The following is a 24,377-nucleotide window of genomic DNA, read 5'->3' as shown; positions in this document are numbered from 1 at the left end:
GCCGGCGGCCCGGCCCGCGTATCCGGCCGCGCATCGCGCACGGAGGCGAGATGATCAATCCACGGGATTCGATCGTGTCGCTTGCCGGCGTCGTGCTCGGCCAGATCGCGCTGTTCGCCTGCATCTTCGTGATCGGACGGCGCTTCGGGCCCGACTCGCTCGGCCATTTCAACTATCTGCTCGCGCTCGCGACCTTCGTCGGCACGCTGCTCGCGTTCCGCTACGAACTCGCGTGCGTCGACGACAGGCCGGGCGAGTCGTTCAACGCGTTCGTCAACGTGACGGCGCTGAGCCTGGTCGTGACCGCGGCGTTCGGCGTCGTGATTGCCGTCGCCGGGCGCCGGGATCTCTCTCTCGTCGCCGTCTATGCGCTGGCCACGTTCGTGCAACTGGCCGCCGGTTCCTATTTGAACAGCCTCAGGCGTTATGGCTGGATCGCGCTGTCGCGCGTGGTGGTCAACGGCATGTTCCTCGCGGGCCTCGTGCTGTCGCTCGCCTGCCCAGCGTGCGGAAGGGTCGACGTGTTCGCGCTGTACACGTGGGCGACCGCGGCGGTGTCGATCGTGATGGCCGCGGCCATTCTGTTTTCCGGCTATCGCGCCGGGTACGCGTTCAGGTTGTCGCGCGCGTTCTTCGTCAGGAACCGCCGTTTCGCGCTGTACATCCTGCCGTCGACGCTGTGCGCGTCGGTGCTGACCTACGCACTGTCGATCGCGATTCCGCACTGGTTCGACGCGCAGAGCGCCGGCTACTTCGCGGCTGCGTACCGGCTCGGCTTCTTTCCGGTGTCGCTGATCGCGCAGAGCGTCGGCGGCGTGTTTCGCCGTGACGCGATCGGTGCGATGGCGCGTCCGGATGCGGGCACGACCGTGCTGCGCGTGTACCGGACCTACGCCCGCGCGCTCGCGGTGCTCGCGGTCGTGTACATGGCCGGCGGGCTGCTGCTGTTCGCGCCGCTCGTGAACCGGTTCTTCGGCCCGAGCTGGCACGGCTCGGTCGGGTTCTATCACAGCCTGATGCCGCTGTTCGCGCTGCAGCTGATCTACGTGCCGCTGTCGCAGATCTTCCTCGCGACGCGCGCGCAGCGCGTCGATTTCCTGTTTCAGCTGACCTGCGGCGTGTGCCTGTCCGGTGCGCTGGGCATCGCGCGGCTGATGAACCTGTCGGCCCCGGCGAGCGTGCAGGTTTTTTCGCTGACCGGCGCGGCGCTGATGGCAGCCGGCATCGCGCTCACGTACCGGGTCCTCGACACGAACCTGTCCCGATCCCGCGCGCTGGCGTGAGATCGCCGCAACGACGAATGAGCACACCATGATCCTGATCGTCATCGATTCCCTCGAGCGCTACTACTTCGCGACCCGGCTCGTGAGCGCGGTGCGGCACGAATACGAGTTCGCGTTCCTGACGAGCGAGCCGGTCGCGCATCTCGGCCTGCTGCTGAGCGGCTATCGCTCGGTGTACCTGAACCGGCTGATGCCGATCGACGTGCCCGACGGGCACGCGGCCGACCGCACGCCGTACCCGCTGTCGATCGAGGTACTGAACGGGCAGATGACCGAGGCGCGCGCGAAGCGCGAGTCGGCGGCGATCTTCCATATCGCATCGGAGGTGCTGCGCGGCCTGCGGATCGAGCAGTGCGTGATGTGGAACGGACAGCAACTGGTGTGCCGCGCGGTGCGGCAGGCGTGCACGGTGTACGGTGTCGCGACCCGCTTCATCGAGATCTCGAACCTGCCGGGCAAGCTGTTCGTCGATTCGCTGGGCGTCAATGCGCTGTCGACGATCAGCCGCCACCCCGAGAGCATCGATCGGTTGCCGCTGCCCGACGAGCACATGCATGCGCGCTGGCTGTCGGCCTACGAGCGCTACAAGCAGATGCCGCTGCCGCAGGCGCGAACGTCGTTCGCGCGCAAGGCCATGTCGGCGACCAACTACGTGATGAAGGTGGTCAGCCGCGGCGTCGGCCGCCGGCGCCTGACGAGCGTGCGGGCGCGCAACGGGATGCCGGCGCCGCGCCAGGCCACGTACATGTCGGCGGACGCGCTGGCGACGAGCCGCTATGTGTTCCTGCCGCTGCAGGTATCCGGCGACACGCAAATCAAGCTGCATTCGGACGTCGACAATATCGAGGCGATCCGCCGTGCGTTCGCGTTCGCGGCGAACGAGAGCGCCGACCTGTTCGTGAAGCTGCATCCGGCCGAAACCGATGCGGCCGAGATCGAAGCGATCGTGCGCCTGCAGGAGACGTATCGCTTCGAAATCGTCACGTCGCCGACGACGGACCTGCTGCGGCACGCGTATGCGGTCGTCACGATCAATTCGACGGTCGGGCTGGAGGCGATGCTGTACGGCAAGCGCGTGGTGTCGCTCGGCCGCTGTTTCTACAAGGAGTTCGATCGCGAGCGGCTGCTGAAGTACATCCATTCGTTCCTGGTCGACGGCATCGACTACTTCGGCGCCGCGCGCATTCCCGCCGATGCGGCCCGGCGCGTGTTCGAGAGGCGGCACTGACATGGGCGTCACGTTGCGACAGACCGCCGAGGCGATCGCCGAAGACTGCCGCCGCAATGCGTTCGTGAAGACGCGCAGCGTGGTGATCTTCTACCGCGTCGTGCACTACCTCGCGTGCCGGAGCCGGTTCACGCTGCTGGCCGGCGCGCCGCTGATCCTGCTCTACATCGTGCTGTGCGACTGGCTGATGGGCATCGAGATTCCGGTGAAGACGAAGATCGGCAAGGGGCTCGCGCTCTATCACGGCACCGGCCTCGTGATCAACGGCTACGCGGTGATCGGCGACTACTGCACGCTGCGGCACGGCGTGACGATCGGCAACACGATCCGGAAGGACGGCACGCTCGGCGGCGTGCCGACGATCGGCGATCACGTGGAGTTCGGCGTGCACAGCGTCGTGCTCGGCGCGGTGCGGGTCGGCGACGGCGTGCGGATCGGCGCGGGCGCGGTGGTGTTGCGTGACGTGCCCGACCGTTGCGTGGCCGTCGGCGTCCCCGCGCGCATTCTCGACAACGAACAGGAACCGACATGAAAGTGTTCATTCTGCATCCCGGCAAGGCGAACTATCCCGAGATAGCCGCTTACCGCAGCCGCCTGGGGAAGCACGGGTTCGAGGTATTCGACGGCGATATCGACGCATATGCGCGCTTTCCCGATCGGGACGTCTGCATCCTGTGGTGCATCATGGGTTTCTATCGCACGCTGCCGCCCGCGCGGTTCGTGATTCACGATTACCGGTCGCTGTCGGTCGGCCGGCTCGCGGCCGTCAAGGATGGCGTGAAACGCGTGCTGAACGTGCGGCCCGATCTGCGGATCTTCCAGAACGAGCAGATGCGCGACGCGATGGCGTTTCGAGATGGCGTGCGCACGTTGCTGTTGCCGATGGGCGTGCCGGACTGGATCTTCGCGCCGGCCGAGGCGGGGAGCGACCGTGTCGCGCCGGGCGGCGCCGGTGTCGCGCCGATGCCGTCCGCCAGGTTCTGCTATATCGGCGAAATGAGCCGCGAACGCGGTTTTCAGAAGGTGCTGGCCGCCTATCGCGACGCGCGTCGCGACGCGTCGGACACGCTCGTGCTGGTCGGCCAGCCGGAGCCCGAGATCCACGCGGCGTTCGTCGATACGCCGGGTATCCGTTTCGTCGGCCGCGTGCCGCAACCGGACGCGCTGCGCATCGTCCGCGACAGCGAATACGCGGTGTGCTTCTTTCCGTATCACCGGCCGCATTGCTTCCAGACGCCGACGAAGCTGCTCGAGTACGCGTCGCTCGGCAAGAAGATCATCTGCAACGACGCGCCGTCGAACGTGCGCACCGCGCACGAACTCGGCATCCAGTGCCACGTCACCGGTGCGGCGATCTTCGACGAACTGTTTCCGCTGTCGCGGGTCCGGGCGATCCGGCCCGACCCGGCGGCGATGCAGTCGCTCGAATGGGGCCGCGTGATCGAGCGCTCGGGCGTGCTCGCGTTTATCGATGCGGTCGCGGGGCGCCGTCCGGGTGCCTGACGACGTCATTCGCCGTCAGCGCGGCGGCTCATCCCTCATGGAACGGATTCCGATGAAGATCGTCCACATGGTCGAATCCAGCGCCACGGGCACGTTGTCGATGGTGTGCCTGATCGCGAATCGCCTGGCATGCGAAGGCCACGACGTGCATGTCGTCTACTCGGTGCGGCCCGATACGCCGCCCGGTCTTGCCGCGATGTTCGACAAGCGGGTGTCGCTGCGCCACGTCCAGATGAAAGGCGCGGGCCTGCTGCGGACCGCGGGCCGGCTGCGCGCGACGCTCAACGAGATCGGCCCGGACGTCGTACACCTGCACTCGTCGTTCGCCGGCTTTCTCGGGCGGCTGTCGACGCTGTTCGCGCTGCCGAAAGCGGCGTTCTTCTACAGCCCGCACTGCATCTCGTTCATGCGCCGCGACATCTCCGGCGTGAAGCGGCTGGCATTCGTCGGTCTCGAATGGGTCGCATGCGTGCGCAAATGCCTGTACGTCGCATGCTCGGAAAGCGAGGGCCGGGCGATCCGCGCATGGCTGCGCCAGCCGGTGGTGGTGGTCGAGAATGCGGTAATCGACCGGCCGTCGTCGGTACCGGCGGGCGACGACGGCCGGCCGGCCGGCGGCCCCCTGCGCGTGGTGACGGTCGGCGGCATTCGCGCGCAAAAGAATCCGGCGCTGTTCGCGCAGATCGCGCACGGCCTGCGTGCGCGCGGCGTGCGCTTCGTCTGGATCGGCGACGGTGACGATGCATCGAAGGCGCGCCTGGCCGAGGCGGGCGTCGAGGTGACCGGATGGTTGCCGCACGACGAGGTCGCGCGGCGGCTTGCCGGCACGGACGTATACCTGTCGACGTCGTCGTGGGAGGGCATGCCGGTGTCGGTCATCGAGGCGATGCTGGCCGGGCGGCCCGTCGTCGTGTCCGGGTGCGCCGGCAATGTGGATGTCGTGCGCCATCTGCAGACCGGTGTGATCTACGCGTCGGCCGCCGACGCGGTCGCGTGGCTGGAGCGTCTCGCCGGCGACGGCGCGCTGCGCCGGGAGCTGGCACGGCGGGCGAGCGGCGAGGCGCGGCACCGCTTCGCCGAGGCGCGCTTGTTGGGCGAGCTCGTGCCGCTCTATGCTGCACGGGCGACCCGCTAACGACAGCAACCCCCATTTCGTGGAGAACCGTATGAATGTAACCCTCACCCCGGATGTCACCGTCGGCAACGACTTGCCGTTTGTCCTGTTCGGCGGCCTCAACGTGCTCGAAAGCCTGGACTTCACGCTCGACGTCTGCGGGACGTTCGTCGAGGTCACGCGCCGTCTCGGCATTCCGCTGGTGTTCAAGGCGTCCTTCGACAAGGCCAACCGCTCGTCGATCCACTCGTATCGCGGCGTCGGATTCGACGAGGGGCTGCGGATTTTCGACGCGGTCAAGCGCCGGTTCGGCGTGCCCGTGATCACCGACGTGCATGAAACCTGGCAGGCCGGGCCGGTGTCGCAGGTCGTCGACGTGCTGCAGGTGCCGGCGTTCCTCGCGCGCCAGACCGACCTGGTGGTCGCGATCGCGCGGACCGGCAACGCGGTCAACATCAAGAAGCCGCAGTTCACGAGTCCGACGCAGGTCGAGCACATCGTGTCGAAGTGCCGCGAAGCCGGCAACGACCGCGTGATCCTCTGCGAGCGCGGCTCGTCGTTCGGTTATGACAATCTCGTCGTCGACATGCTCGGCTTCCGCCAGATGCGCGACACGACGGGCGACTGCCCGGTGATCTTCGACGTCACGCACAGCCTGCAGATGCGCGATCCGGGCGGTGCTGCGTCGGGTGGCCGGCGGCGCCAGGTGCTCGACCTCGCGCGCGCCGGGATGGCGGTCGGGCTGGCCGGGCTGTTCCTCGAAGCGCATCCCGACCCCGACCGCGCGCGCTGCGACGGCCCGAGCGCGCTGCCGCTCGCGCTGCTCGACGCGTTCCTGCAGCAGGTGAAGGCGGTGGACGACCTGGTCAAGCGGCTCCCGCCGCTCGATGTCCGGTGAGCGGCGCGACGTATCGCGGGCCCGTGCGCCTGGTGCTGTTCGACGTCGACGGCGTGCTGACCGACGGCTTGCTGCACGTCACGCACGAAGGCGAGTGCATGAAGAGCTTTCACGCGCACGACGGGGTCGCGGTCGCGCTGCTGCGCGCGCACGGCATCCGCACCGGCATCCTGTCGGGCAAGCACAGCGGCGCGTTGACGTGGCGCGCGGCGCAACTCGGCGTCGACGTGCTCGTGAGCGGCTGCGACGACAAGGGCGCCGGTTATGCGGACATCAAGGCGCGGCAACGGGTCGACGATCATGAAGTCGCGTATGTCGGCGACGACGTGAACGATCTCCCGGTCATCGAACGCGTCGGCGTGTCGTATGCGCCGGCCGATGCGCATCGGCTCGTCCGCACCCGCGTCGACCATGTCGCGCGCGCGGCCGGCGGCCGCGGCGTCGCGCGCGAGGTGGCCGAGCATCTGCTGATGGAGGCCGGGCTGTCGCTCGACGACGCATACCGGCCGTTGCTCGAACAATGGAGCGGTCATGACGTCGTTCAATAACAGGCGGACGGTGCGCGTCGTGATTCCGGCGCGGTACGGTTCGGCGCGGCTGCCGGGCAAGCCGCTCGTCGATCTGGCGGGCGAACCGATGATCGTCCGCGTGCATGCGCGCGTGCGCCGCGCGCTGCCCCATACCGACATCGTCGTCGCGATCGACGACGCACGCATCGCCGAGGTACTCGACGCGCGCGGCATCCGGTTCGCGATGACCGATACCGGTCACGCGTCCGGCACCGACCGCGCGGCGGAACTCGCGCGGGCGTTTGGCTGGCCCGACACCGATGCGGTGCTCAACGTGCAGGGCGACGAACCGCTCGTGCCGACGGCGCTGCTGAGGGCATTCGCCGGATTTTGCGGCGCGGCGCCGGATCTCGGTGTCGCGACGGTCGCCTGCCCGGTCGGGCAAGGCGCGCTGCTCGACGAGCCGGCGATCGTCAAGCTCGTCGTGGATCGCCACGGCCGCGCGCTGTACTTCTCGCGCGCGGCGATCCCGTTCTGCCGCGACGGGCGGCCGGCGGCGAACGGTGCGAGCGGGACCGGGTTTCTGCGCCACATCGGCCTCTACGGCTACGCGAATGCGACGCTGCAGGCGCTGGCGAGCGCGGCACCGTGCGAACTCGAACAGCTGGAGAAGCTCGAGCAGTTGCGCGCGCTGTGGCTCGGCATGCCGATCGACGTGATGCGCTGGCCCGATGCGCCGCCCCCCGGCATCGATACGCCCGACGACGTCGCCCGTGTCGTCTCCCTTCTCAAACAGCAAACCCATGATGCGACAGAACCATATTGAATCCGCCCGGCAGGTCTTCGAGATCGAGTCGCGGGCATTGGCCGGCGTGGCCGCGCGGCTTGATGCGAATTTCGAGCAAGCGGTCGAGATCGTCCTCGCGTCGAGCGGCCGCGTCGTCGTATGCGGGATGGGCAAGTCCGGCATTGTCGGCAGGAAGATCGCCGCGACGCTGTCCAGCACGGGTACGCCGGCTTTCTTCATGCATCCGGGCGAGGCCTATCATGGCGACCTCGGCATGGTGACGCCGGACGACGCGTTTCTCGCGATTTCGAATTCCGGTGAAACGGACGAGGTGATCAAGCTGATTCCGTTCCTGCGCGGCAACGGCAACGACCTGATCGCGCTGACCGGCAACCCGGCGTCGACGCTCGCGAGCGCCGCGCGGGTTCATCTGGACATCGGCGTCGAACGCGAGGCGTGCCCGTTGCAGCTCGCGCCGACCGCGTCGACGACGGCAACGATCGCGATGGGCGATGCGCTGGCGGTCACGCTGATGCGGGCGCGCGGCTTCCAGCCGGAACATTTCGCGCGCTTCCATCCGGGCGGCTCGCTCGGCCGCCGGCTGCTGTCGACGGTCGACGACGAAATGGCGCGCGGCAACCTGCCGTTCGTGACGGAGGCGACGTCGACGCTCGACGTGCTCGACGCGATGACGCGCGGCCGGCTCGGGCTCGCGATCGTGAGGCGCGACACCGGCTGGGGCATCGTGACCGATGGCGACATCCGTCGCGCGATCGAGCGGCATGGGGACGGCGTGCTGCGGCGCACGGCCGCCGACATGATGTCGATCGAGCCGTCGACGGTACGGCCCGGGACGCGGGTCGAGGATGCGTTGCTGCTGATGCAGCAGCAGCGCATCGGCGCGTTGCTGGTGGTCGACGGCGGCGACGTCGTCGGCGTGTTCAAGAAATAGCGAACGGGCCGCGCCCGCCGCGTGGGGCGGCGCGCGGGAGACGTGCCGGCACACCGGCGTGCGCTATTGCAGGCTTTGCGTCAGCGCGGCGGATGCCGCGTCCTGACGAAACCGGCGCACGCGCAGGAACGTGACGAAATTCGAGTCGTGCTGGCTCGCGGCGCCGCCTTCCGGGTCGTCGAACGCGACGCGCAGCACCGCGACGAGATCGTTGCCGTCGAATTGCCAGTCGACGTACTGGAAGCCGTGCCGTTTCGGATCGGCGTGCTGCAACACGACGCGCCGCGCGGTCCACTGCCGGAGATCGGGCGACGACAGCAGCACCAGCGTGTTGCGGACGCGTTCGAGGTTCATCCGCCCGGCGCTCTTCGGCACCGCATTCGTGATCGTCCAGTACTGCTTCGACTGCGGATCGAAGCGGATCGTGAACTTCTTCCCGGCGCCGGGCAGGTCGATGAAATCGCGTGCCGGGTCGAACGACAACGTGCGGCCGTCGTTGCCCGTCGCCACCAGCGCGGCCTTCTCCGGGCCGTTCGCGGTGTTCACGCGCAGCACGACGGCGGGCGCGGCGCCTTGCCGGCCGACCACGTTGCCTTCTTCCCATGACTGGAACCTGCCGTCGAGCCAACGCTTGTCCGACGGCAGGTGCGCGGACGCGCGCCAGTTGCGGGCATCGAGCAGGTCGTGATCGACGGGCGCGGACAGGACCAGCGCACGCAGGTCGCCGTCCTCGACGCTTTCATACGCGCGCCACACGCGTCCACGATCGACGAGGACCGGCACCGGCCCGGTAATGTAGCGCCCCGCATAAGGCAGCAGCCCGGTGGACGCGTCGACCGGCGTGGTCCACGTTTCGCCGCCGTCTTCGGAGCGGCGAATCGTCGGCGTGCCCATCGAGCGGTTGGTCCCCATCAGGTACAGCGCACCGTTCAGCACGAACAGCGACGACCAGTACTGGTCCGGCACATCGCCAAGCTTCGACCAGGTCGTGCCCTTGTCGTGCGACGTGAACACGGACACCCGGTTCTGCGCCGACGCGGCGCCGAATGTATCGAAGCTCGCGACATAGTCGCCGTTCGGCAGCACGGCCAGCGACGGCGAGCCGAGATAGACGCGCGTGGCGGCCGGGCTGTGCGCGATCACCTCGCCGGGCGGCGCGGGCACGGTTTGCGCGCGAACCGCCGTCACCATGCAACCCAGGCATAGCGCCGCGATCGTCGACCGTTTCAGCGCGCGGAACGTCGAGGCAGGTCGAAGCGAGTTCATGTCAGGTGCGCGAGCGGCTTGCCGCCGGATGGGTTCGGGATGGGACGGGCAACCGCGCGCCGGTTGGGCGCGTCCTGGTCGGCCAGCACGACGAACAGCAGGATGGTGAGCCAGAGCATGCCATAGAGCACGTGATACTTGAACAGCAGGATCGGCAGCAAATAAAGCAGATACTTGCGCCGGCCCTTGCGGCGGAACAGCATGACAAGCGCACCGCCGAACACGACGGAACCGGCGATGCCCGCGGCGAACACGAGGTAGACGTAGAACGAACTGTCCCGCACCTGGTAGCCGCGCAGGTGCGTTTTCCCGACGTTGTTGCGCTCGTCCCAGAACAGGCCACCGCCGAACACGCCCGCGACGACGTCGCGCTCGGTCAGCTCGGTCAGCACGAGCGTCCGGCTGCCGACCGCATCGTAGTCGACCGACTGGTTCACCCGCTGATCGTACACGCCGTAGAGCCAGGGCACGCACGCGAGCGCGACGACGACGACGGCGATCCGCGTCCGCAGCCGCCCGCGCCCGGTGAGCACGTGCAGCCCGCACAGCGCCGCGCAGACGACCATCGACGCGACCGAGAAGCTGAGCAGCGCGGTGGCGAACCCGATGACGGGCGCGAGCGTGATGCGCCGCTTCGACAGCAGCAGGATCACCGCGCTCGGGACGACCGTCATCGCATAGAACGACGGTTCGGAATACAGGCCCAGCGCACGGATCGAAATCAGGCTGTCGGACAGCGCCTTGGTCGCATAGAGCGCTTCGGAGTCCGCTTCGCGCACGTAACTGTCGAAATCGATGAAGGTGCCGGTTCCGAGGTAGAAGACGAGCTGGAACGTGAAGAACGCGGCATGCACGTAGATCAGCGTCTTGCACGCGGTGTCGAGCGATGCCCGTGTGAGTACGCCGCCGGCGAACATCCAGTAGCTCAACGCGATGTACGTCTGGATCAGCACGAACTTGATGAAGAAGTTCACGTAGAAATCGCCGAACGCGGACAGGATGAAGGCGAGGCAGGTGCTGATCAGCCAGTACGTGCACACCGGAAACAGATGGCGCTGCCGGTTCATCAGCGTCGGCGCGCGCAGAAAGGCGAGCGCGCACAGCAGCACATACGCGGCGAAGGTGGCCCGCACGCTGAACGCGTTGAGCGAGAAGAACAGTACGCTGGCTGAAAAGAGCAAGGTCGACATGCGTGTGCCCGATCGGAGGCTCCGGATCCGCTGCGTGCCGGCCGTGCCGGCGCCGCGCGGCGAGAGGTCGTGCGGCGCGTGGCAAGGTGCCCGCGGGGAGGGCGGGCATCGTGTCGCGCCGCGTCGCACGCGGAATGTGCGTTCGTCGTCCGGGACGAAGCACTTCCGGCGACCGAGGATAGACGACTGGACAGTCGGGCGAGCCGGGCCGTCCGATCCGGGCGGCATTCTGTCCGTTTCGGGCGGGGTCGGCGGAGCGCGCGATGTGCCGGAGGCCGGCGAGGGCGTTCGCAGCGTACGGTCCAGGCGCGGCCGTCACGGCTGAAACGCGAATCGCCCGCACAAGAACGGCGAATACAGTTCTATCGCCTCCTGAATCGGCACGTGGCGCCCGTACGCGGTGGCCGACACGGCCAGCAGCGAGCCGACGACGAGCACGCGATAGCGTGCGTCGACACGCGGCGTGCCGTGTCGCCACACGAATGCCAGCGCGACCGCCGAGCCGACGAGCCAGCCGGCGACGACTTCCGATGGCGTGTGCGCGTCGTCGAACACGCGCGCGACGCCGATCAGCGCGCCGAGCGCGAGCCCGAGCCCTAGCGGCAGCGCTCGCGACGCGCTCGCCCGCGGTTGCATGCCACCGCTCAGCGCCAGCACGCACACCATCGGCCAGACTGCGGACGCGAGCATCGTATGCCCGCTGATCACACGAAAATGTATCGGGCGGATCTGGATACCGCAGCCGGCGTACAGCATTTTGGTCGCGCCGACGAGCGCCATGCCGGCCGCGAGCATCAGCGCCCACGACGCCGCGCGATGCCGTCCGGCCGTCGAGCGCACGAGCCACGCGATGCATACGACGGCCAGCGGCAGCGTCAGCGCCGCGTCGCCGAGATCGCTGACGGCGGCCCACATGATCGGATTCGTGATGGCCGCGCCGTCAGGCGGCCAGCAGCGCAGACATGCGGGTGGCCAGATAGCTTTCGAAATCCGCGGCCACTTCGGGGTGCCGCAGCGCGAACTCGACCGTCGCCTTCAGATACCCGAGCTTGCTGCCGCAATCGAAACGCGTGCCGTCGTAGCGATGGGCAAGCACCTGCTCGTCGGACAGCAGCGACTGGATCGCGTCCGTCAACTGCAGCTCGCCGCCGGCACCGGGCCGTAGCGCGCGCAGATGCTCGAACACCTTCGGCTTCAGCACGTAACGGCCGACCACGCCGAAATTCGACGGCGCCTGCGCCGGCTCCGGCTTCTCGACGATGCGGGACAGCTTGAACAGGTTGTCCTCCCAGCGCTTGCCTTCGATCACGCCGTACGACTTCGATGCGTCGGGCGCGATTTCCTCCACGCCGATCACCGACGCGTGATAGTGATCGAACACGTCGATCATCTGGCGCAGCACCGGCGTCGGGCCGTCGAGCAGGTCGTCCGCGAGGATCACGGCGAACGGCTGGTCGCCGACCAGTTTCTCCGCGCACAGCACGGCATGGCCGAGCCCCAGCGCTTCGGCCTGGCGCACGTAGAAACAGTCGACGTGGCTCGGCTTGATGCCGCGAACCAGCGACAGCAGCTTTTCCTTGCCGCGCGCTTCGAGCTCGGCCTCGATCTCGTAGGATTTGTCGAAGTGGTCTTCGATCGCGCGCTTGCTGCGGCCGGTCACGAAAATCATTTCGGTGATGCCCGCGTCGATCGCTTCCTCGACCGCATATTGAATCAGCGGCTTGTCTACGACGGGCAACATTTCTTTCGGGCTGGCTTTGGTCGCCGGCAGAAATCGCGTGCCGAGACCGGCAACCGGAAATACGGCTTTCGTCACTTTCAACATGATTTTCGAATTCCATCCGTTCAGGATCAGGCATCAACAATGCCGAGGGTAACCGGCGATGCGTGCATGCAATCGTCGCGCGCCGGTGCCATATCGTTCGCGCAGCCGGACTCGCGCGTCGTTCGACCATCGTATGAGTGTTCGCGTTTCGAGTGGAGACCGAATCTAGGCTGAATCCGACAGCGATGAACGGCGAATCGCGAATTGAGATTGCCGAATTCGAATATGTCTGATGCCATCTAGGAATTGTCGGCATGACGTCGATCGCATGACATAGATTCAGGCATCCATTACTGGACGGCCGGTCTCGGCGCCGCGCGTGCGGCATGCGACGATCGCCGTCGGCTCAGGAGCAGTCATGACCGGACGGGGCGATATCTTCGATGCAATTGCGGAATTCAACCGCGCGTATCTCGTGCTCGCGCAGCGCATATTGCGGATCGACTACGAACAGGGCAAGCGGCAATTGGGTATCTCGGATGAAATCGCCGCATCGATCGACGCGTTGACGCTGGATCAGATCGATGAACTCGCGGCCGGCGGCGAACTGGTTTGTGAATTTCGCGCCGAAAACGCGCCGGGCCGCGCTTGATCCGTTTTCAGGCTTTATCGGATGGATGTTCCGGTCGCGCCGTTTCACGAGATCGCATCGTCGCGGCCGTTCGTTTTTTCACCAACAGAATGTGGAGAAGTTGCATGCCCGGTTATCGCGAATTGAAGGCGCAAGCCGATGAACTGCTGAAGCAGGTCGAGGAAGCCCGGCTCGCCGAACTGGAGGCCGTCATACAGGAGATTCGCACTCGGGTCGCCGAATATGGCCTGACCGCCGGACAGATATTCGGGCGCCGCGGCGGCGCGTCGAAAGCGGTGCCGCGAAAGCGCGCGTCGGCGCCGCGCTATCGCGACCCGAAGACCGGCGCGACGTGGAGCGGGCGCGGGCGCGAGCCGGCCTGGATCAAAGGCGGCCGTCGCGACCGGTTCCTGATCGAGCGCAGTGCCGGTTGAGCGTGAAGACTTTCGACTTCCGCTTCGCGGCGGCGGAGCAGTCGCTTGCGAAGTGTTGGCCCGGGGATTCCGCGACGTATGCATAGGAGACCGGCGTTGCCGGTCTTCTGATACATGCTGTCATCGAATATTTGAACACCGGCCTTGGCGGTGTTCGCGCTCGCGTCACCTGCTGAGTGCGAATTCGCAGGACAGGATTGTTTTTCCCGATCACAATCAGTCTTCCTGTGTCAGCCGAAACAAGACGCCAGCGATAGCGCGAATCTTGGACTGTGCGGCTAGCTGGAATGGATAGGCGACGAAGTACGACAGGTGCGACCGCCATAAGCCGCTCACTCAGAGACTCGAACCCGTCTCCCGCCAGGAAAATAAGCAATACAAATCAATAACCGGAAAGCTACGAGTTCGCGTCGCGGTGATGGTTGTCGAAAATCCGCCTTGCTTCTCGGAAGCGGTCCGCATTCTCGGCGATCCAGGTCCACGGCGGGACCACGCGAACGAGCAGGTCCATGCCCATGTCGGATAACTCGTATTCGACTCTAGCGGGCACCTCATCGAAATCGTGACGGAGCACAAGACCGTCACGTTCGAGTTGTCGTAACGTGCGCGTCAACATCGGCTGAGTCACCCCGTGCATGCGCCTGCCGTACACGCCGAGCGTGTGAAAGCAATGTGGCAGCTGCCAGGAGTGGCTTGTCGGCGGTCGCTGACGGCGCGGAGGATGAGATAACGGGTTAGGGGCGGCATCAGCCGGTCCGACGCTACCGCGATGCCATTCGACCGGGTTCGGCCAGAACCGGCTCTTGGACAAGCAACGCCGAATCGTTGACAATTCGCTTTCTCACATTGGACTTACCACTGCCGAGATAATATGCGCATCAACGTTGCAGTCTCCGATCGCACCGCCCAGTATCAAACAATTGCGCTGATACTGGTCTCGATGTTTTGTTTTGCGGTCGTCGATGCACTGGGCAAAGCGGTAGCCCTCAACTATCCAGCTAACGAGGTGACATTCTTCCGAATGCTGTTCGGGATTGTGCCGGCTGTTCTCGCCAGTCTTCATGGTGGTTCGCTTGGCCCTCGGATCCGAAGGATCGACCTTCGCGGACAGACAATTCGTGCACTCACGCTTCTCGGTGCCTCAGGACTCTTTTTCGCGGGCTTGCCGTATCTGCCGTTGAGCGAGGCAGTGGCAATCGTCTATTCGGAGGCTATTTTTGTTGTTGTCCTCGCCCCTTTCTTGCTTGGGGAACGCTTACTCGCGCGAAATGCCGTTGCCGCGTCCGTAGGCTTTGTCGGGGTCCTTCTAGTAGTCCGACCTCAGGGCAGCTTGTCGAACTTCCTTGGCCCCGGTCTGTTGCTACTGAGCGCTTTGTGCGGTGCTCTTTCTATGATTCAGATTCGCAAGCTCAAAGCTGGCGATGACTCAAGCATTACGGTGCTTTTCTTCACAGCCTTCGGGACTGCCGTTACGGGTGTTTCTTTATTGTTTGCCTGGAGGACTCCGACACTCAAAGACTTATTTATCTTAGTGCTGCTTGCAATATTTGCGACAGTCGGCCAGATTTTATTTACGGTGGCAGTCCGGCGTGACAGCGCTGCGAAACTGGCGCCCTACACTTACACAAGTATCATTTGGGCAACGCTTTTCGGCTTCTTCGTATGGGGCGAAAAGCTAGATGTCGTTCCAGTCGTCGGAATCATTGGGATTGTCGGGAGTGCAATCGCTGTCGCCATCCGGGAAGAGCCACCGGAGGGACCCGCAGTCTAGTCTGACAAGCGGGCTTGGCTGTGATTGGCCGATACGAGTCGATGCACACGCGACAGAACTGTGTCGATCGCGAACGACCGGGATCGAGGAAATTGAAGGCCCCCTATGGGTCGGCTACAGCCGATCGTGTTGGGCGGAAACCGGCCAAACGCGGAAGTTCGCTATGTCAACGTCAACGTCCGATGCAGCCTGCCAAGAGAAGTTGAGCTCGGGCCATCCGGCGTCCTGTCAGGATAAGTGCATTATCCGAATCATTGAACAAGATTAACGCGCGAACGGACGCCGTTAGCCGTATCTGCGAACTTCAACACCCGCCGCGCGGCTAGCCGGATCGGCAATGCTGGCGTCGTGACAGCTTGACCGGCCCAATGTGATCGAGTTCGAGGCGTCAGATGACCGACGCCTGCAAACGCCTCACTCGAACGTGATGAACTGTGCCGACGACCATACCTTGCTGTCGTTGCGCTGCCGTCCGAAGAAATAGACGGGGCGATACCCGAACGATGCGTTGTCGGGCGCCACGTCGATGCTGCCCGCGAGATCGACGGGCAGCGGCTTGTCTGTCAGCCGTTCGACCGCGACGAAAAGCTCCGTGCCGCCGAGTGCGTGTGTCGCCGATTCGCGCGCGAGCAACTCCGCGCCGCTGATTTCGAAACGGAACGCAGGGGCGTGCACGAACGGATTGCGTTCCAGCGGGTCGCCGACCTTCGCGAAGCTGTCGATCGTGCCCTCGACCACGATCGTCGCGGCGGCGAGATTGCCGACGTCGAGTTCGATGCTGTCCGCGTCGCCGTAGGTGTCGCTGCGGAACTCGATGTCGGTCGCGCCGGTGCGCCATGCCGACTCCTCGACATGCTCGAACCCGTTCGACCCGAAACGGTGAATCGTGCCGTTGACGATCCGGATCCGGCCGCGCCACGCAGCCCAGCGATAGCGGTCGCGGATGCGTGCACCGCCCCAGCGGACCCGGACCAGCCGCTCCGCGTAGCCGAGTTCCGCGTGCAGGTTGCGTTCCCACAGCAAGCCATCGTGATCATACGCGGCCACGTATTCCCAGCCCGACTGGCCGAGCAGCCGATAGTCGAGCCGCGCCGGCCCTTCGTGCGCAAACGCGTCGCCTTGCCGGTGATCGCCGCAGCGCACCAGCAGCGCACTGTGCTCGCCGGTCGTCGCCCACGTGCGGCGCGCGCGCAGCGCTGCGCCGACGTGCTTTCGATCGAGCACGGGCGCCAGCACGCCCGTCAGCCCGCCATGCACGCCGAAGACCTGCACGCCGGGTGCGCCGCCGCCGGGCCGGCCGCGATGTTCGTCGCCGCTGGCCGCGACGCCGAGCTGATAACCCCGTGCGATCACGTCCTGGTACAGCCAGCCGAAATGGCCCCACGATGATGCGATCTCGACGAGCCGCTCGAGCTCCGGATGATGCCAGTCGGGGATATAACGACGACCGCCCACGTGCGGCATGACCAGATGTTGCGCGGCATTGTCCGCATACGCATCCCACAGTTCCTCGACGGGCCAGCGGCCGAGTTCGACCGCATGACCCTTCATGTCTTCGTTCCAGACCAGCGTGCGATTGTGCTCGCCGCGCGCGTTGTACGGGAAATCCGGTTGGTCGTCGCCGAGGAACACCACGTTGTGGTCGCCCCCTGCCGTCGAGCTGCCGCACCATTCCTGCACCGGATACACGACAAACCGGCCCGGTTCGTTGAAGCGCTCGACCGCGTCGACGCCGAGCCGCCAGTTCTCGTCGGTGATCTGGAAGTCGTTCGCGGTGTAGCCGAGCACGTCGATACCGCCGATGTCGCGTGCGTAGCGCGCGTTGTACTCCGGACTGTTGGTACCGACGGTGTCATGTGCGTGCACATGAAGGTCCGCATACAGCGCCCGCGGCACGGGCAGCGACGCATCGACCGTCAGCCACGCTTCGGCCGCACGCACGTCCGGGTGCCCCGGTACGTCGGCGACGATGCGCAGCGTGCCCGCGTCGACCGGCAGGTCGTCCACCGCCCAACTCGCAAAGCCTGTATCGGGCAGCGCGTGTTCGCGCCGGTAAACGATCTCGCCGCGGGCATCGTACGCGACGACCCTGGCATGACCGCCGACATCGCGGCACGCGTTGCCCCAGCGGTCCTGAAGCGACAGCCGGAACGGTGCGCGCGTGCCGGGCTGCACGAAGCGCGGGCCGTTCAGCAGCACGTCGGACGGCGCACCGGCACGGATGTCGATCGACACGTCGCCGGGCACGGCGACGAAGCGCGACGTGCCGAGCGGGTCGACGTAGAGCCGGAAGCGGAAGTTGTCTTCGGCGAAGGTCTGCACGCGCGTGCCGGGGCCGCGGCGGCGGTCGCCAAGACGGATCACGATCCGGTCGCCGGCATTCACGTAGCCGTCGACGATGTCGACGATCACGGCCTTCTGGAACGGCCGCTCATGCCCCTTCTGGTCGAAGCGCACGTTCAGCGCCTGCACGGTGGCCGGGCTCTGGCCCGGCACGAGCGGCGCCGCGTGGTACTCGGCGCTGATGTAGTTCGCGGCGCTCGGGTCGCTCGTCTGGAACAGCGCCCAGTCGGAATAGAACTTGAAGGTCGCCTTTAGCCAGCCGCCGTCGGCGATGCCGGACGAGCCGACTTCGTAGTCGAGCACGATTTCGCTCCACTCGCCGGCTTCGAGCCGCGTGAGGTTGCATTGCACGCGTCCGGCGAACGGCAGGCGTTTGTGGCGTTCGTAGAGCCCGTCGGGCGCAACGTGCGAGCCCAGGCGGTCGCGCAGCGCGGCGGCGCGTGCGTCAATGGTATCGATGGCGTCGTGGGATGCGTTCATTGTGGAATGCAAAATGATTTCGAGGGAAGGCGGCGCGCGTCAATGCGCGAACGGCCAGGGCGCGCTCGCGTCCCAGACGGGAATGCCCATGTATGCGTACCACGGTGCGATCACGCAGAGGCCGTAGACGATCGCGATCAGCACCGACACCGCGCCGACCTTCGCGTAATCGGCCGTCGAGAACGCGCCGCTGCTGTACGCGATGACGCCGGCGGTGATCTGCGTCGGCAGCAGATAGGCGAAGCTGTCGGTATCGCTGACGAGCATCGTGAACGCGACCGGATGCAGCCCGAGGCGCGGTGCGAGCGCGAGCGCGATCGGCGCGATCATCGTGACGGCCGCGACGTTGGACAGCATGCCGATACGGATCACGTGCGTGCCGAGCATCACGATCGCGATGGCGAGCCACCAGCCGTGCCCGCGCGCGGCGACGTAGACGTGATCGGCGGCCCAGCTTGCGAGCCCCGACGCACTGATCGCCGACGACAGCGACAACGCACCGGCGAGCAGGAACAGCGTGCCCCAGATCGTGCGCTGTTCGACTTCGGCCCAGCCGAAGCGCAGCACGCCGGGCGCGAACAGCAGCGCCAGCGCGATCAGCGCGACGATTTCCGACGGCAGGTGATGCAGCGGCTCGGTCGCCCACAACACGGCGACGGCCGCGAACAGTGCGAGTATGGCCCAGTCGTTGCGCGCCGCGGGTGGTTGCGTCCCGCGCATCGCCGCGATCGCGCCGGGGCCGCCCGGAATCGCGACGGCGCGCGAGCGGAAATGGAATTGCACCCAGGCTTGCGTGATCGCGAACATCCCGAGGTACGGCCACTGCAGCTTCAGCCACGTCAGGTACGAGATCCGGATGCCGAGCTGTTTCTCGAGCAAGCCGGACACGACCATGTTCGGCAGATGAGCCGTCAGGATGCACATGCCGCTGATCATCGCGCCGTACACGAGCGTCTGGATCACGATCGCCTTGCGCGCGGTGCGTTCGCGCGGCGATTCGCCGAACAGCCGGACGATGCCGTTCGTGACCGGCAGCAGCGTTGCGGCACGTGCATTCGCGGCCGGCACGACGAGCGCCATCACGCAGTTCACCGCGAACATTGCCCAGATCACGCCGTTGGCCGTGCGCACCTTCAACTGGTCGAGCAGCAGCAGCGCGACGCGGCGGTCGAGCCCGCTTGCCTGCATGATCGCGGAAAACAGGAACGCGGCGAGGCAGAGGAACACGACCGGCGCGGCGAAGCCGCTGGCCGCCTTCGGGAACGACGGGCTCGCGTGCGACAGCACGAGCAGCATCGGCAGCAGGATGCCGCTTACGCCGACGGGAATGGCTTCGGTGATCCATACGATCGCGACCCAGGCGACGACGGCAAGCGTCGCCTTCCCTTCGGCCGACAGATGCGCAGGCGCGGGCAGCCACCATGCGAGCGCGAAGAACGCGAGCCACGCGGTGGTGAAGCCGATCGCCGCACGCCACCGTGCACCGCGCGACCGACCCGTCGCGTGCGGATCGATGCGCGGCGCAATGGCCGGTTCGGTTCGTGTCGGCCGGCTGGCCTGCGCGCCATCGAGCGGTGGCGTGCCGATTGCGTTTTCAGTCACTGGTATGCTCCCCGGGCGTCGGGACCGCGAAACGCGGCCCCCGAACGTCTGTCGAGATGTGATAATACGTATTAATACAAGTTGGGCGTTCCAATTGCTTTTCATATCGATATCGGGAGACGCGCATAGCGCGGACCCAGCACGACGAGGAAGGACCAGATGACGCTGGTGCGTGACGACACGACATCGCTTTACGAGCAGCTTGCGACGACACTGCGCGACGAGATCGAACGCGGTGTGTACGAGCCGAGCGGCAAGCTGCCTTCGGAGGCACAGTTGAGCGAGCGTTTTCAGGTCAGCCGCGTGACCGTCAGGCTCGCGCTCGATCGGCTGAGCGACGCGCGCATCGTCGAGCGCAAGCAGGGCAAAGGGACGTTCGCCGCGAAGCAGCGGCTGCGGCATCGGCTCGACGTGCTGCGCGGGCTCCACGATTCGATCGCCGATCAGGGCGCCCGCGCCCGGATGACGTTGCTGCGGTTCGAGGCATGCGACGTGCCGCCGGGCCTGCGCCACGTCTTTGCCGACGACGTCGCGCGTTGCGTCTATCTTGAACGCGTGCATTGGGTCGACGACGAGCCGATCGCGCTCGCGCAGACCTGCCTGCTGCCCGACGCCGCGACCGTCACCTTCGAGCAGGCCGAGCGGATGTCGACCTACGAGGTGCTGGAAAGCGTGCTTGGCTGGCGCATGACGGACGCCGACATGTCGGTCACGGCCGTGGGGGCGCCCGAAGACGTTGCGGAGCGCCTCCGGGTCGGCGCGCATTCGCCGCTACTCGTGCTGCGGCGCACGTCGCGCCTGGCGGACGGCCGTACCTGCGAATCGACGGTGTTCCACATTCGGCCGGAGCGTTTCGACCTCCTCGTGCACAGCGGGGTGGAGGCTAGATTCGTCGGCTGACGGGGTATGCGGCCGCCCGTTCGCCGGCCGCCGTGACGCGCACGGCGTTCCGTACGGTACGCCGGCCGCGTTGTGCGACATGCACGGGATTCGTTATCTGCGCGTGACAGCGAAGCATCACAGCAATCGGTATTTTGCGCGCGCCCGAGGTTGACTAAGATCAAACCCTTGGGCGGATGCCAGTATCGTCAACCGTTCCGCCCGCGCCCGGACCATGGATAACCGCACAGATTCCCCTCCGCTCATTGCGCTGCCGGAAAGCGAGCATCGCCCCCTGTCGGTGCGCGCGAAGGCGCTCGTGTTCGCCGATCCCGCGTCGCGTGCGGTACTGCGCTTCGTCGAACAGATCGGGCCCAGCGCCGCGCCCGCGCTGATTCTCGGCGAGACGGGCACCGGCAAGGAACTGGTCGCGCGCCATATCCACCATGTCAGCGGCCGCACGGGCGCGTTCATCGCGGTCAACTGCGGCGCGATCAACCCGCAGCTTGCTGAGAGCGAGCTGTTCGGTCATGAGGCCGGCGCATTCACGGGCGCGCAGGGGCGCCGCATCGGCTATTTCGAGGAAGCGCACGGCGGCACGATCTTTCTCGACGAGATCGGCGATCTCGCACCGCCGCTGCAGGCGAAGCTGTTGCGCGTGTTGCAGGAGGGCGAGGTGACACGCGTCGGCGCGACGCGTGCGCGGCCGGTCGACGTGCGCGTCGTCGCGGCAACCAACGTCGATCTCGAACAGGCCGTGCTGGCCGGCAATTTCCGGATGGACCTGTTCTACCGCATCAATCTCGCCCGCGTGCGCCTGCCGCCGCTGCGGGAGCGGCCGCAGGACATCCTGCCGCTCGCCGAGCACTTCCGCGGGCGCTATTGCGCGCAGTTGAAGCGGCCGCAGCCGATGCTGTCGGAGGGCACGGTCCAGGCGCTGCAAGCATACCCGTGGCCCGGTAATATCCGCGAGCTGGAAAACGTCATGCACCTGGCGCTGCTCGTGTCGAACGGCAACCTGATTCGGCCGGAGCACCTGAAGTTCTCGGAGGCACTCGCCGGCTATGCGCGCGCGGACGACGCGGCGGCGCTGCCGCAGGACGACATCCGCGCGGGCGTGCGCCGCCTGTTTCGCGCGCCCGGTGAAAGCCTGTTGCGCGACATCGAGGAACTGGTCGTGTGCGAGGCGTTCGAGCACTGCCGGTTCAGCCAGGTGCGCACCGCGGCGCTGCTCGGCGTCACGCGCAATACGATGCGCACGTTGCTCGCGCGTCACGGGCTGCTGAACGAGCCGCGCTCCGAATCGGCGTTCGACGACTGACCGGGCGGCGCCGGCGGCCTCCGTCGCCCCGGCGGCGTTCCCGCCGGTTACGGCAGGCTCGCGCGTGCCAGGCGCGTGCGGACGCGCGGCAATACATCCTCTCCCACGCGCGCCGCTTCCTCGAGGTTCGGATAGGACGACAGCAGGAACGTCTCGATGCCGAGCGCGCGGTACTCGTGGATGCGCGCGGCGACCTGGTCGTAGCTGCCGACGATCGCGGTGCCCGCGCCGCCGCGGATCAGGCCAACGCCGGCCCACAGGTTCGGATACACCTCCAGCTCGCGCAACGAGCGCAGCGCGCCTCGGCTTAGCGCGGTCTGGCGCTGCTGGCCGACCGACTCGTAGGCGGCCAGCTTGCGCTGCGCGTCGACATAGGTCTGGTCGGAAATCTCGCTCAACAACTCGTCGGCGCGCGCCCATGCGGCGCGTTCGGTCTCGCGGGCAATCACGTGCACGCGCAGCCCGAAGCGCAGCCGGCGGCCGTGCATCGCGGCCAGCGCGCGCAGCCGCGCAACCCGCTCGCGCACGGCGTCGGGCGGCTCGCCCCACAGCAGGTATGTATCGGCCTGGCTGGCGGCCACCTGCTCGGCGAGCGTCGACGCGCCGCCGAGATAGAGCGCGGGCGGGGTCGCGAGCGGCACGCCGGCATGCGCGGGGCTCAGCATGTAGTAGCGGCCGGCGACGGAATGCCCGCCGCCTTGCCACAGCCGCCGCAGCACCCGGAGGTATTCGGAGGTCCGCTGGTAGCGCGCGTCGTGATCGAGAAAATCGCCGAGCGCGCGCTGTTCGTAAGCGCTCGAGCCGTTGACCGCGAACAGGCGCAGGCGCGCGCCGCTCATGTGCTGCAGGGTCGCGGCCTTGCGCGCGATCTGTTCGGGCTGCTCGAGCCCGGGCCGGAACGTGACGATCAGCGCGATGCGCTGCGTCGCGCGCGCGAGCTGCGCGCTGACGAGCCACGGATCCTCGAAACCCGCGGCCATCGGCAGCAGCAGGCTGTCGAAGCCGGCCGACTCGGCCGCGCCGGCGACGCCGCGCAGGTATTCGGGCGTCGCCGGCCGATAGTCCTGCATGAAGGTCGACGGGCGCGGCAGCCCGCTGTTGGCCAGATGCGGCCCGTCGCCGTTGGTGGGCAGGAACCATGCGAAATCGACGCTCATGCATCGCCTCGCCCGTTCACCGGCTGCGCGGCGCGCGCGCGCCGCGCAGCGTCGAACCGGATCATGCGCCGGAGCACGATGCCGGCCGGTGGCGGCGCGAGGCCGCGTGCGCGATACGCGTGTTCGACGGCCGCCGCGAGCGGCGGCGCGCTCGCGGGCATCAGCAGCCCGTCGCACCACGACGCGACGAACGCGATCTCGTGCCGCTCTGCGACCGACCAGTAGACGGGCGGCCGCTTTGCGACGAGATCTGGCAGGCGCGCATGCTCCGCGCGGTAGTAGGTGCCGCGATACTGCAGCGGCGACTCGGCCGCCCACAGCGCCCGCAGGATCGACAGGAATTCGGCGCTGCGCGCGAGCCGCTGGTCGCGGTTCAGGTGCATCGCGCGGTCGGTCGCATCGACGTCCGGCGCATCGGCTTCGAGTGCGAGCCACGCGCGGCCGCGGCTCAGCGACTGCAGGCTCTGCGCGAGATGCGCGGCGGCGACGGGCAGTATCGCGCCCGCCTGGAGCGTCACCATCACGCGCAGAGCCGGCAGCGCGTCGACGAGCGCCGCGGCTGCCATCCACGGATCGGGGCCGGCGCGCTGCACGGGCAGCAGAATCGCATCGCAGCCGGCCGACACGCCGGCCTCGGCGATCGCGATCCAGTCGGCCGCCGGGTCCGGCCGCGCGGCGTTGGCGCTGATGTCGAGCCGCAGCAGCAGACGCGGTACGCTCATGCCGCGGCCCGCGCCGGCTGCCAGCCGAGCGCCGGCGCAATCGTTTCCGCGAGCGTGCGCAGCCGGGCCAGCGCGTCGTCGAGCGACGCGCTTTCCGATTGCACGACCGGCAGGAAATAGTCGGCGAACGGGAACAGCGCCGGGTCGCCGCGCAGGCTTTCGATCACGTCGTCCGGATGCCCGTAATGGACGTTCAGCAGCCGCACGATCTGCTCGGGCTCGGTCACGTCGGGATGACCGCTCGCCGCGAGCCACGGAATGTGCCGCACGACGTCGGGCGCGAGCGCGGCGAGCGCAGTGCGCCGGTCCCGCGCGGGAAACACCGCGCGCACCACGCCGATGCGGGGCCGCGCTGCGTCGGCGTGCGCGCGTTCGCGCCAGGCGTCGAGATACGCGTGCGCGAGCGGCAACTGCACGGTGCGCGGATCGTGCACGGCGGTGCCGAGCAGCAGGCCGTTGCCGTGCCGTGCGGCGAACCGTGCGCCGTCGGGCGATGCATGCGAATGCCACAGGCGTTCGCGCAAGCCCGGCGCCGCGGGCGA

The 24,377-nt window shown here is 67.1% G+C and carries 22 protein-coding genes and 3 pseudogenes; 14 read left to right on the top strand and 11 right to left on the bottom strand.

Translation table 11 applies throughout. The annotated features are described in order from the left end of the window. Positions 1-50: 50 nt before the first annotated feature. Genes G3N62_RS19600 through G3N62_RS19560 form a run of 9 tightly spaced genes read left to right on the top strand, consistent with a single transcriptional unit; the run spans position 51 to position 8,274 of the window. Positions 51-1,283 carry an oligosaccharide flippase family protein gene (locus tag G3N62_RS19600; protein ID WP_049031201.1) on the top strand — a complete coding sequence of 411 codons (1,233 nt, stop codon included), beginning with the start codon at positions 51-53 and terminating at the stop codon, positions 1,281-1,283. Positions 1,284-1,311: 28 nt separating this feature from the next. Then, positions 1,312-2,511 carry a capsular biosynthesis protein gene (locus tag G3N62_RS19595; protein ID WP_049031200.1) on the top strand — a complete coding sequence of 400 codons (1,200 nt, stop codon included), beginning with the start codon at positions 1,312-1,314 and terminating at the stop codon, positions 2,509-2,511. A 1-nt stretch (position 2,512) separates the two neighbouring features. Further along, positions 2,513-3,043, top strand: a complete 531-nt coding sequence (locus G3N62_RS19590; protein WP_034190910.1) for a serine acetyltransferase — start codon at positions 2,513-2,515, stop codon at positions 3,041-3,043. Beyond that, positions 3,040-4,014 carry a glycosyltransferase gene (locus tag G3N62_RS19585; RefSeq protein ID WP_049031199.1) on the top strand — a complete coding sequence of 325 codons (975 nt, stop codon included), beginning with the start codon at positions 3,040-3,042 and terminating at the stop codon, positions 4,012-4,014. Before G3N62_RS19590 ends, G3N62_RS19585 begins: the two co-directional genes overlap by 4 nt. Positions 4,015-4,066: 52 nt before the next feature. Beyond that, on the top strand, positions 4,067-5,149 hold the full coding sequence (locus G3N62_RS19580) for a glycosyltransferase (protein ID WP_124609277.1): 1,083 nt from the start codon (positions 4,067-4,069) through the stop codon (positions 5,147-5,149). A 31-nt stretch (positions 5,150-5,180) separates the two neighbouring features. Continuing rightward, positions 5,181-6,026: a 3-deoxy-8-phosphooctulonate synthase gene (gene kdsA, locus G3N62_RS19575; RefSeq protein ID WP_034190912.1), complete on the top strand. Its 846-nt coding sequence runs from the start codon at positions 5,181-5,183 to the stop codon at positions 6,024-6,026. Next, a complete protein-coding gene (locus G3N62_RS19570) occupies positions 6,023-6,574 on the top strand; it encodes an HAD family hydrolase (protein ID WP_034190913.1) in 552 nt (183 codons plus the stop codon). Before kdsA ends, G3N62_RS19570 begins: the two co-directional genes overlap by 4 nt. Continuing rightward, a complete protein-coding gene (gene kdsB / locus G3N62_RS19565; protein WP_124670537.1) occupies positions 6,558-7,361 on the top strand; it encodes a 3-deoxy-manno-octulosonate cytidylyltransferase in 804 nt (267 codons plus the stop codon). Before G3N62_RS19570 ends, kdsB begins: the two co-directional genes overlap by 17 nt. Further along, a complete protein-coding gene (locus tag G3N62_RS19560; protein WP_034190915.1) occupies positions 7,339-8,274 on the top strand; it encodes a KpsF/GutQ family sugar-phosphate isomerase in 936 nt (311 codons plus the stop codon). Before kdsB ends, G3N62_RS19560 begins: the two co-directional genes overlap by 23 nt. Positions 8,275-8,337: 63 nt before the next feature. Here the strand turns inward: G3N62_RS19560 and G3N62_RS19555 are convergent, their stop codons facing one another. The 4 genes from G3N62_RS19555 to galU all read right to left on the bottom strand — a co-directional run bounded on the left by G3N62_RS19555 (position 8,338) and on the right by galU (position 12,555). Further along, positions 8,338-9,465, bottom strand: coding sequence for a sialidase family protein (locus G3N62_RS19555; RefSeq protein ID WP_185733102.1), 1,128 nt, complete (start codon positions 9,463-9,465; stop codon positions 8,338-8,340). 71 nt (positions 9,466-9,536) lie between these two features. Continuing rightward, positions 9,537-10,730, bottom strand: coding sequence for a hypothetical protein (locus G3N62_RS19550; RefSeq protein ID WP_124670539.1), 1,194 nt, complete (start codon positions 10,728-10,730; stop codon positions 9,537-9,539). Between the two features lie 315 nt (positions 10,731-11,045). Further along, positions 11,046-11,645 carry a phosphatase PAP2 family protein gene (locus G3N62_RS19545; protein ID WP_124670540.1) on the bottom strand — a complete coding sequence of 200 codons (600 nt, stop codon included), beginning with the start codon at positions 11,643-11,645 and terminating at the stop codon, positions 11,046-11,048. Positions 11,646-11,670: 25 nt separating this feature from the next. Then, positions 11,671-12,555 (bottom strand): UTP--glucose-1-phosphate uridylyltransferase GalU, encoded by an 885-nt coding sequence (galU, locus tag G3N62_RS19540; RefSeq protein WP_034190918.1) that lies wholly within the window; start codon positions 12,553-12,555, stop codon positions 11,671-11,673. A 319-nt stretch (positions 12,556-12,874) separates the two neighbouring features. Here galU and G3N62_RS19535 point away from each other — a divergent pair, with 319 nt between their 5' ends. Together G3N62_RS19535 and G3N62_RS19530 are read left to right on the top strand one after the other, a co-directional pair. After that, on the top strand, positions 12,875-13,147 hold the full coding sequence (locus G3N62_RS19535; RefSeq protein ID WP_260449362.1) for a flagellar transcriptional regulator FlhD: 273 nt from the start codon (positions 12,875-12,877) through the stop codon (positions 13,145-13,147). Positions 13,148-13,251: 104 nt separating this feature from the next. Continuing rightward, on the top strand, positions 13,252-13,560 hold the full coding sequence (locus G3N62_RS19530; protein WP_124670541.1) for an H-NS histone family protein: 309 nt from the start codon (positions 13,252-13,254) through the stop codon (positions 13,558-13,560). Between the two features lie 216 nt (positions 13,561-13,776). Here the strand turns inward: G3N62_RS19530 and G3N62_RS36435 are convergent. Further along, positions 13,777-13,872 (bottom strand): annotated as a pseudogene (locus G3N62_RS36435) (LysR family transcriptional regulator); the annotation flags it as partial. Between the two features lie 85 nt (positions 13,873-13,957). Beyond that, a pseudogene (locus tag G3N62_RS19525) lies at positions 13,958-14,206 on the bottom strand (helix-turn-helix domain-containing protein); the annotation flags it as partial. Between the two features lie 225 nt (positions 14,207-14,431). On the opposite strand from G3N62_RS19525, the gene G3N62_RS19520 reads away from it, so the two are divergent. Continuing rightward, a complete protein-coding gene (locus G3N62_RS19520) occupies positions 14,432-15,331 on the top strand; it encodes a DMT family transporter (protein ID WP_124670542.1) in 900 nt (299 codons plus the stop codon). A gap of 414 nt (positions 15,332-15,745) precedes the next feature. Here the strand turns inward: G3N62_RS19520 and G3N62_RS19515 are convergent, their stop codons facing one another. Together G3N62_RS19515 and G3N62_RS19510 are read right to left on the bottom strand one after the other, a co-directional pair. Further along, positions 15,746-18,154 (bottom strand): hypothetical protein, encoded by a 2,409-nt coding sequence (locus G3N62_RS19515; protein WP_124670543.1) that lies wholly within the window; start codon positions 18,152-18,154, stop codon positions 15,746-15,748. Between the two features lie 39 nt (positions 18,155-18,193). Beyond that, the gene (locus G3N62_RS19510; protein WP_260449363.1) at positions 18,194-19,756 is read right to left on the bottom strand and encodes an anion permease; all 1,563 of its coding nucleotides are present in this window, start codon (positions 19,754-19,756) and stop codon (positions 18,194-18,196) included. 159 nt (positions 19,757-19,915) lie between these two features. Between G3N62_RS19510 and G3N62_RS19505 the strand changes: the two genes are divergently transcribed. Continuing rightward, a complete protein-coding gene (locus G3N62_RS19505) occupies positions 19,916-20,656 on the top strand; it encodes a GntR family transcriptional regulator (protein WP_034190923.1) in 741 nt (246 codons plus the stop codon). A 214-nt stretch (positions 20,657-20,870) separates the two neighbouring features. Further along, positions 20,871-21,956, top strand: a complete 1,086-nt coding sequence (locus tag G3N62_RS19500; RefSeq protein WP_034190924.1) for a sigma-54 dependent transcriptional regulator — start codon at positions 20,871-20,873, stop codon at positions 21,954-21,956. 47 nt (positions 21,957-22,003) lie between these two features. On the opposite strand, the gene G3N62_RS19495 is transcribed toward G3N62_RS19500, so the two are convergent. The 3 genes and pseudogenes from G3N62_RS19495 to G3N62_RS19485 all read right to left on the bottom strand — a co-directional run. Beyond that, entirely contained in the window at positions 22,004-23,113 is a 1,110-nt protein-coding gene (locus G3N62_RS19495) for an LLM class flavin-dependent oxidoreductase (protein ID WP_034190925.1), read from the bottom strand. Next, complete coding sequence (locus G3N62_RS19490; RefSeq protein WP_124670545.1) at positions 23,110-23,835, bottom strand: LLM class flavin-dependent oxidoreductase; 726 nt, start codon at positions 23,833-23,835, stop codon at positions 23,110-23,112. The genes G3N62_RS19495 and G3N62_RS19490 overlap by 4 nt, the downstream gene beginning before the upstream one ends. Further along, positions 23,832-24,377, bottom strand: a pseudogene (locus tag G3N62_RS19485) (LLM class flavin-dependent oxidoreductase); the annotation flags it as partial. The pseudogene G3N62_RS19485 and the gene G3N62_RS19490, both read right to left, overlap by 4 nt.

The organism is Burkholderia sp. Tr-20355 (genome assembly GCF_017104685.1).
GTDB lineage: Bacteria > Pseudomonadota > Gammaproteobacteria > Burkholderiales > Burkholderiaceae > Burkholderia > Burkholderia seminalis.
The sequence above is the reverse complement of the archived record's forward strand: the minus strand, read 5'-3'. Positions and strand labels throughout refer to the sequence as shown.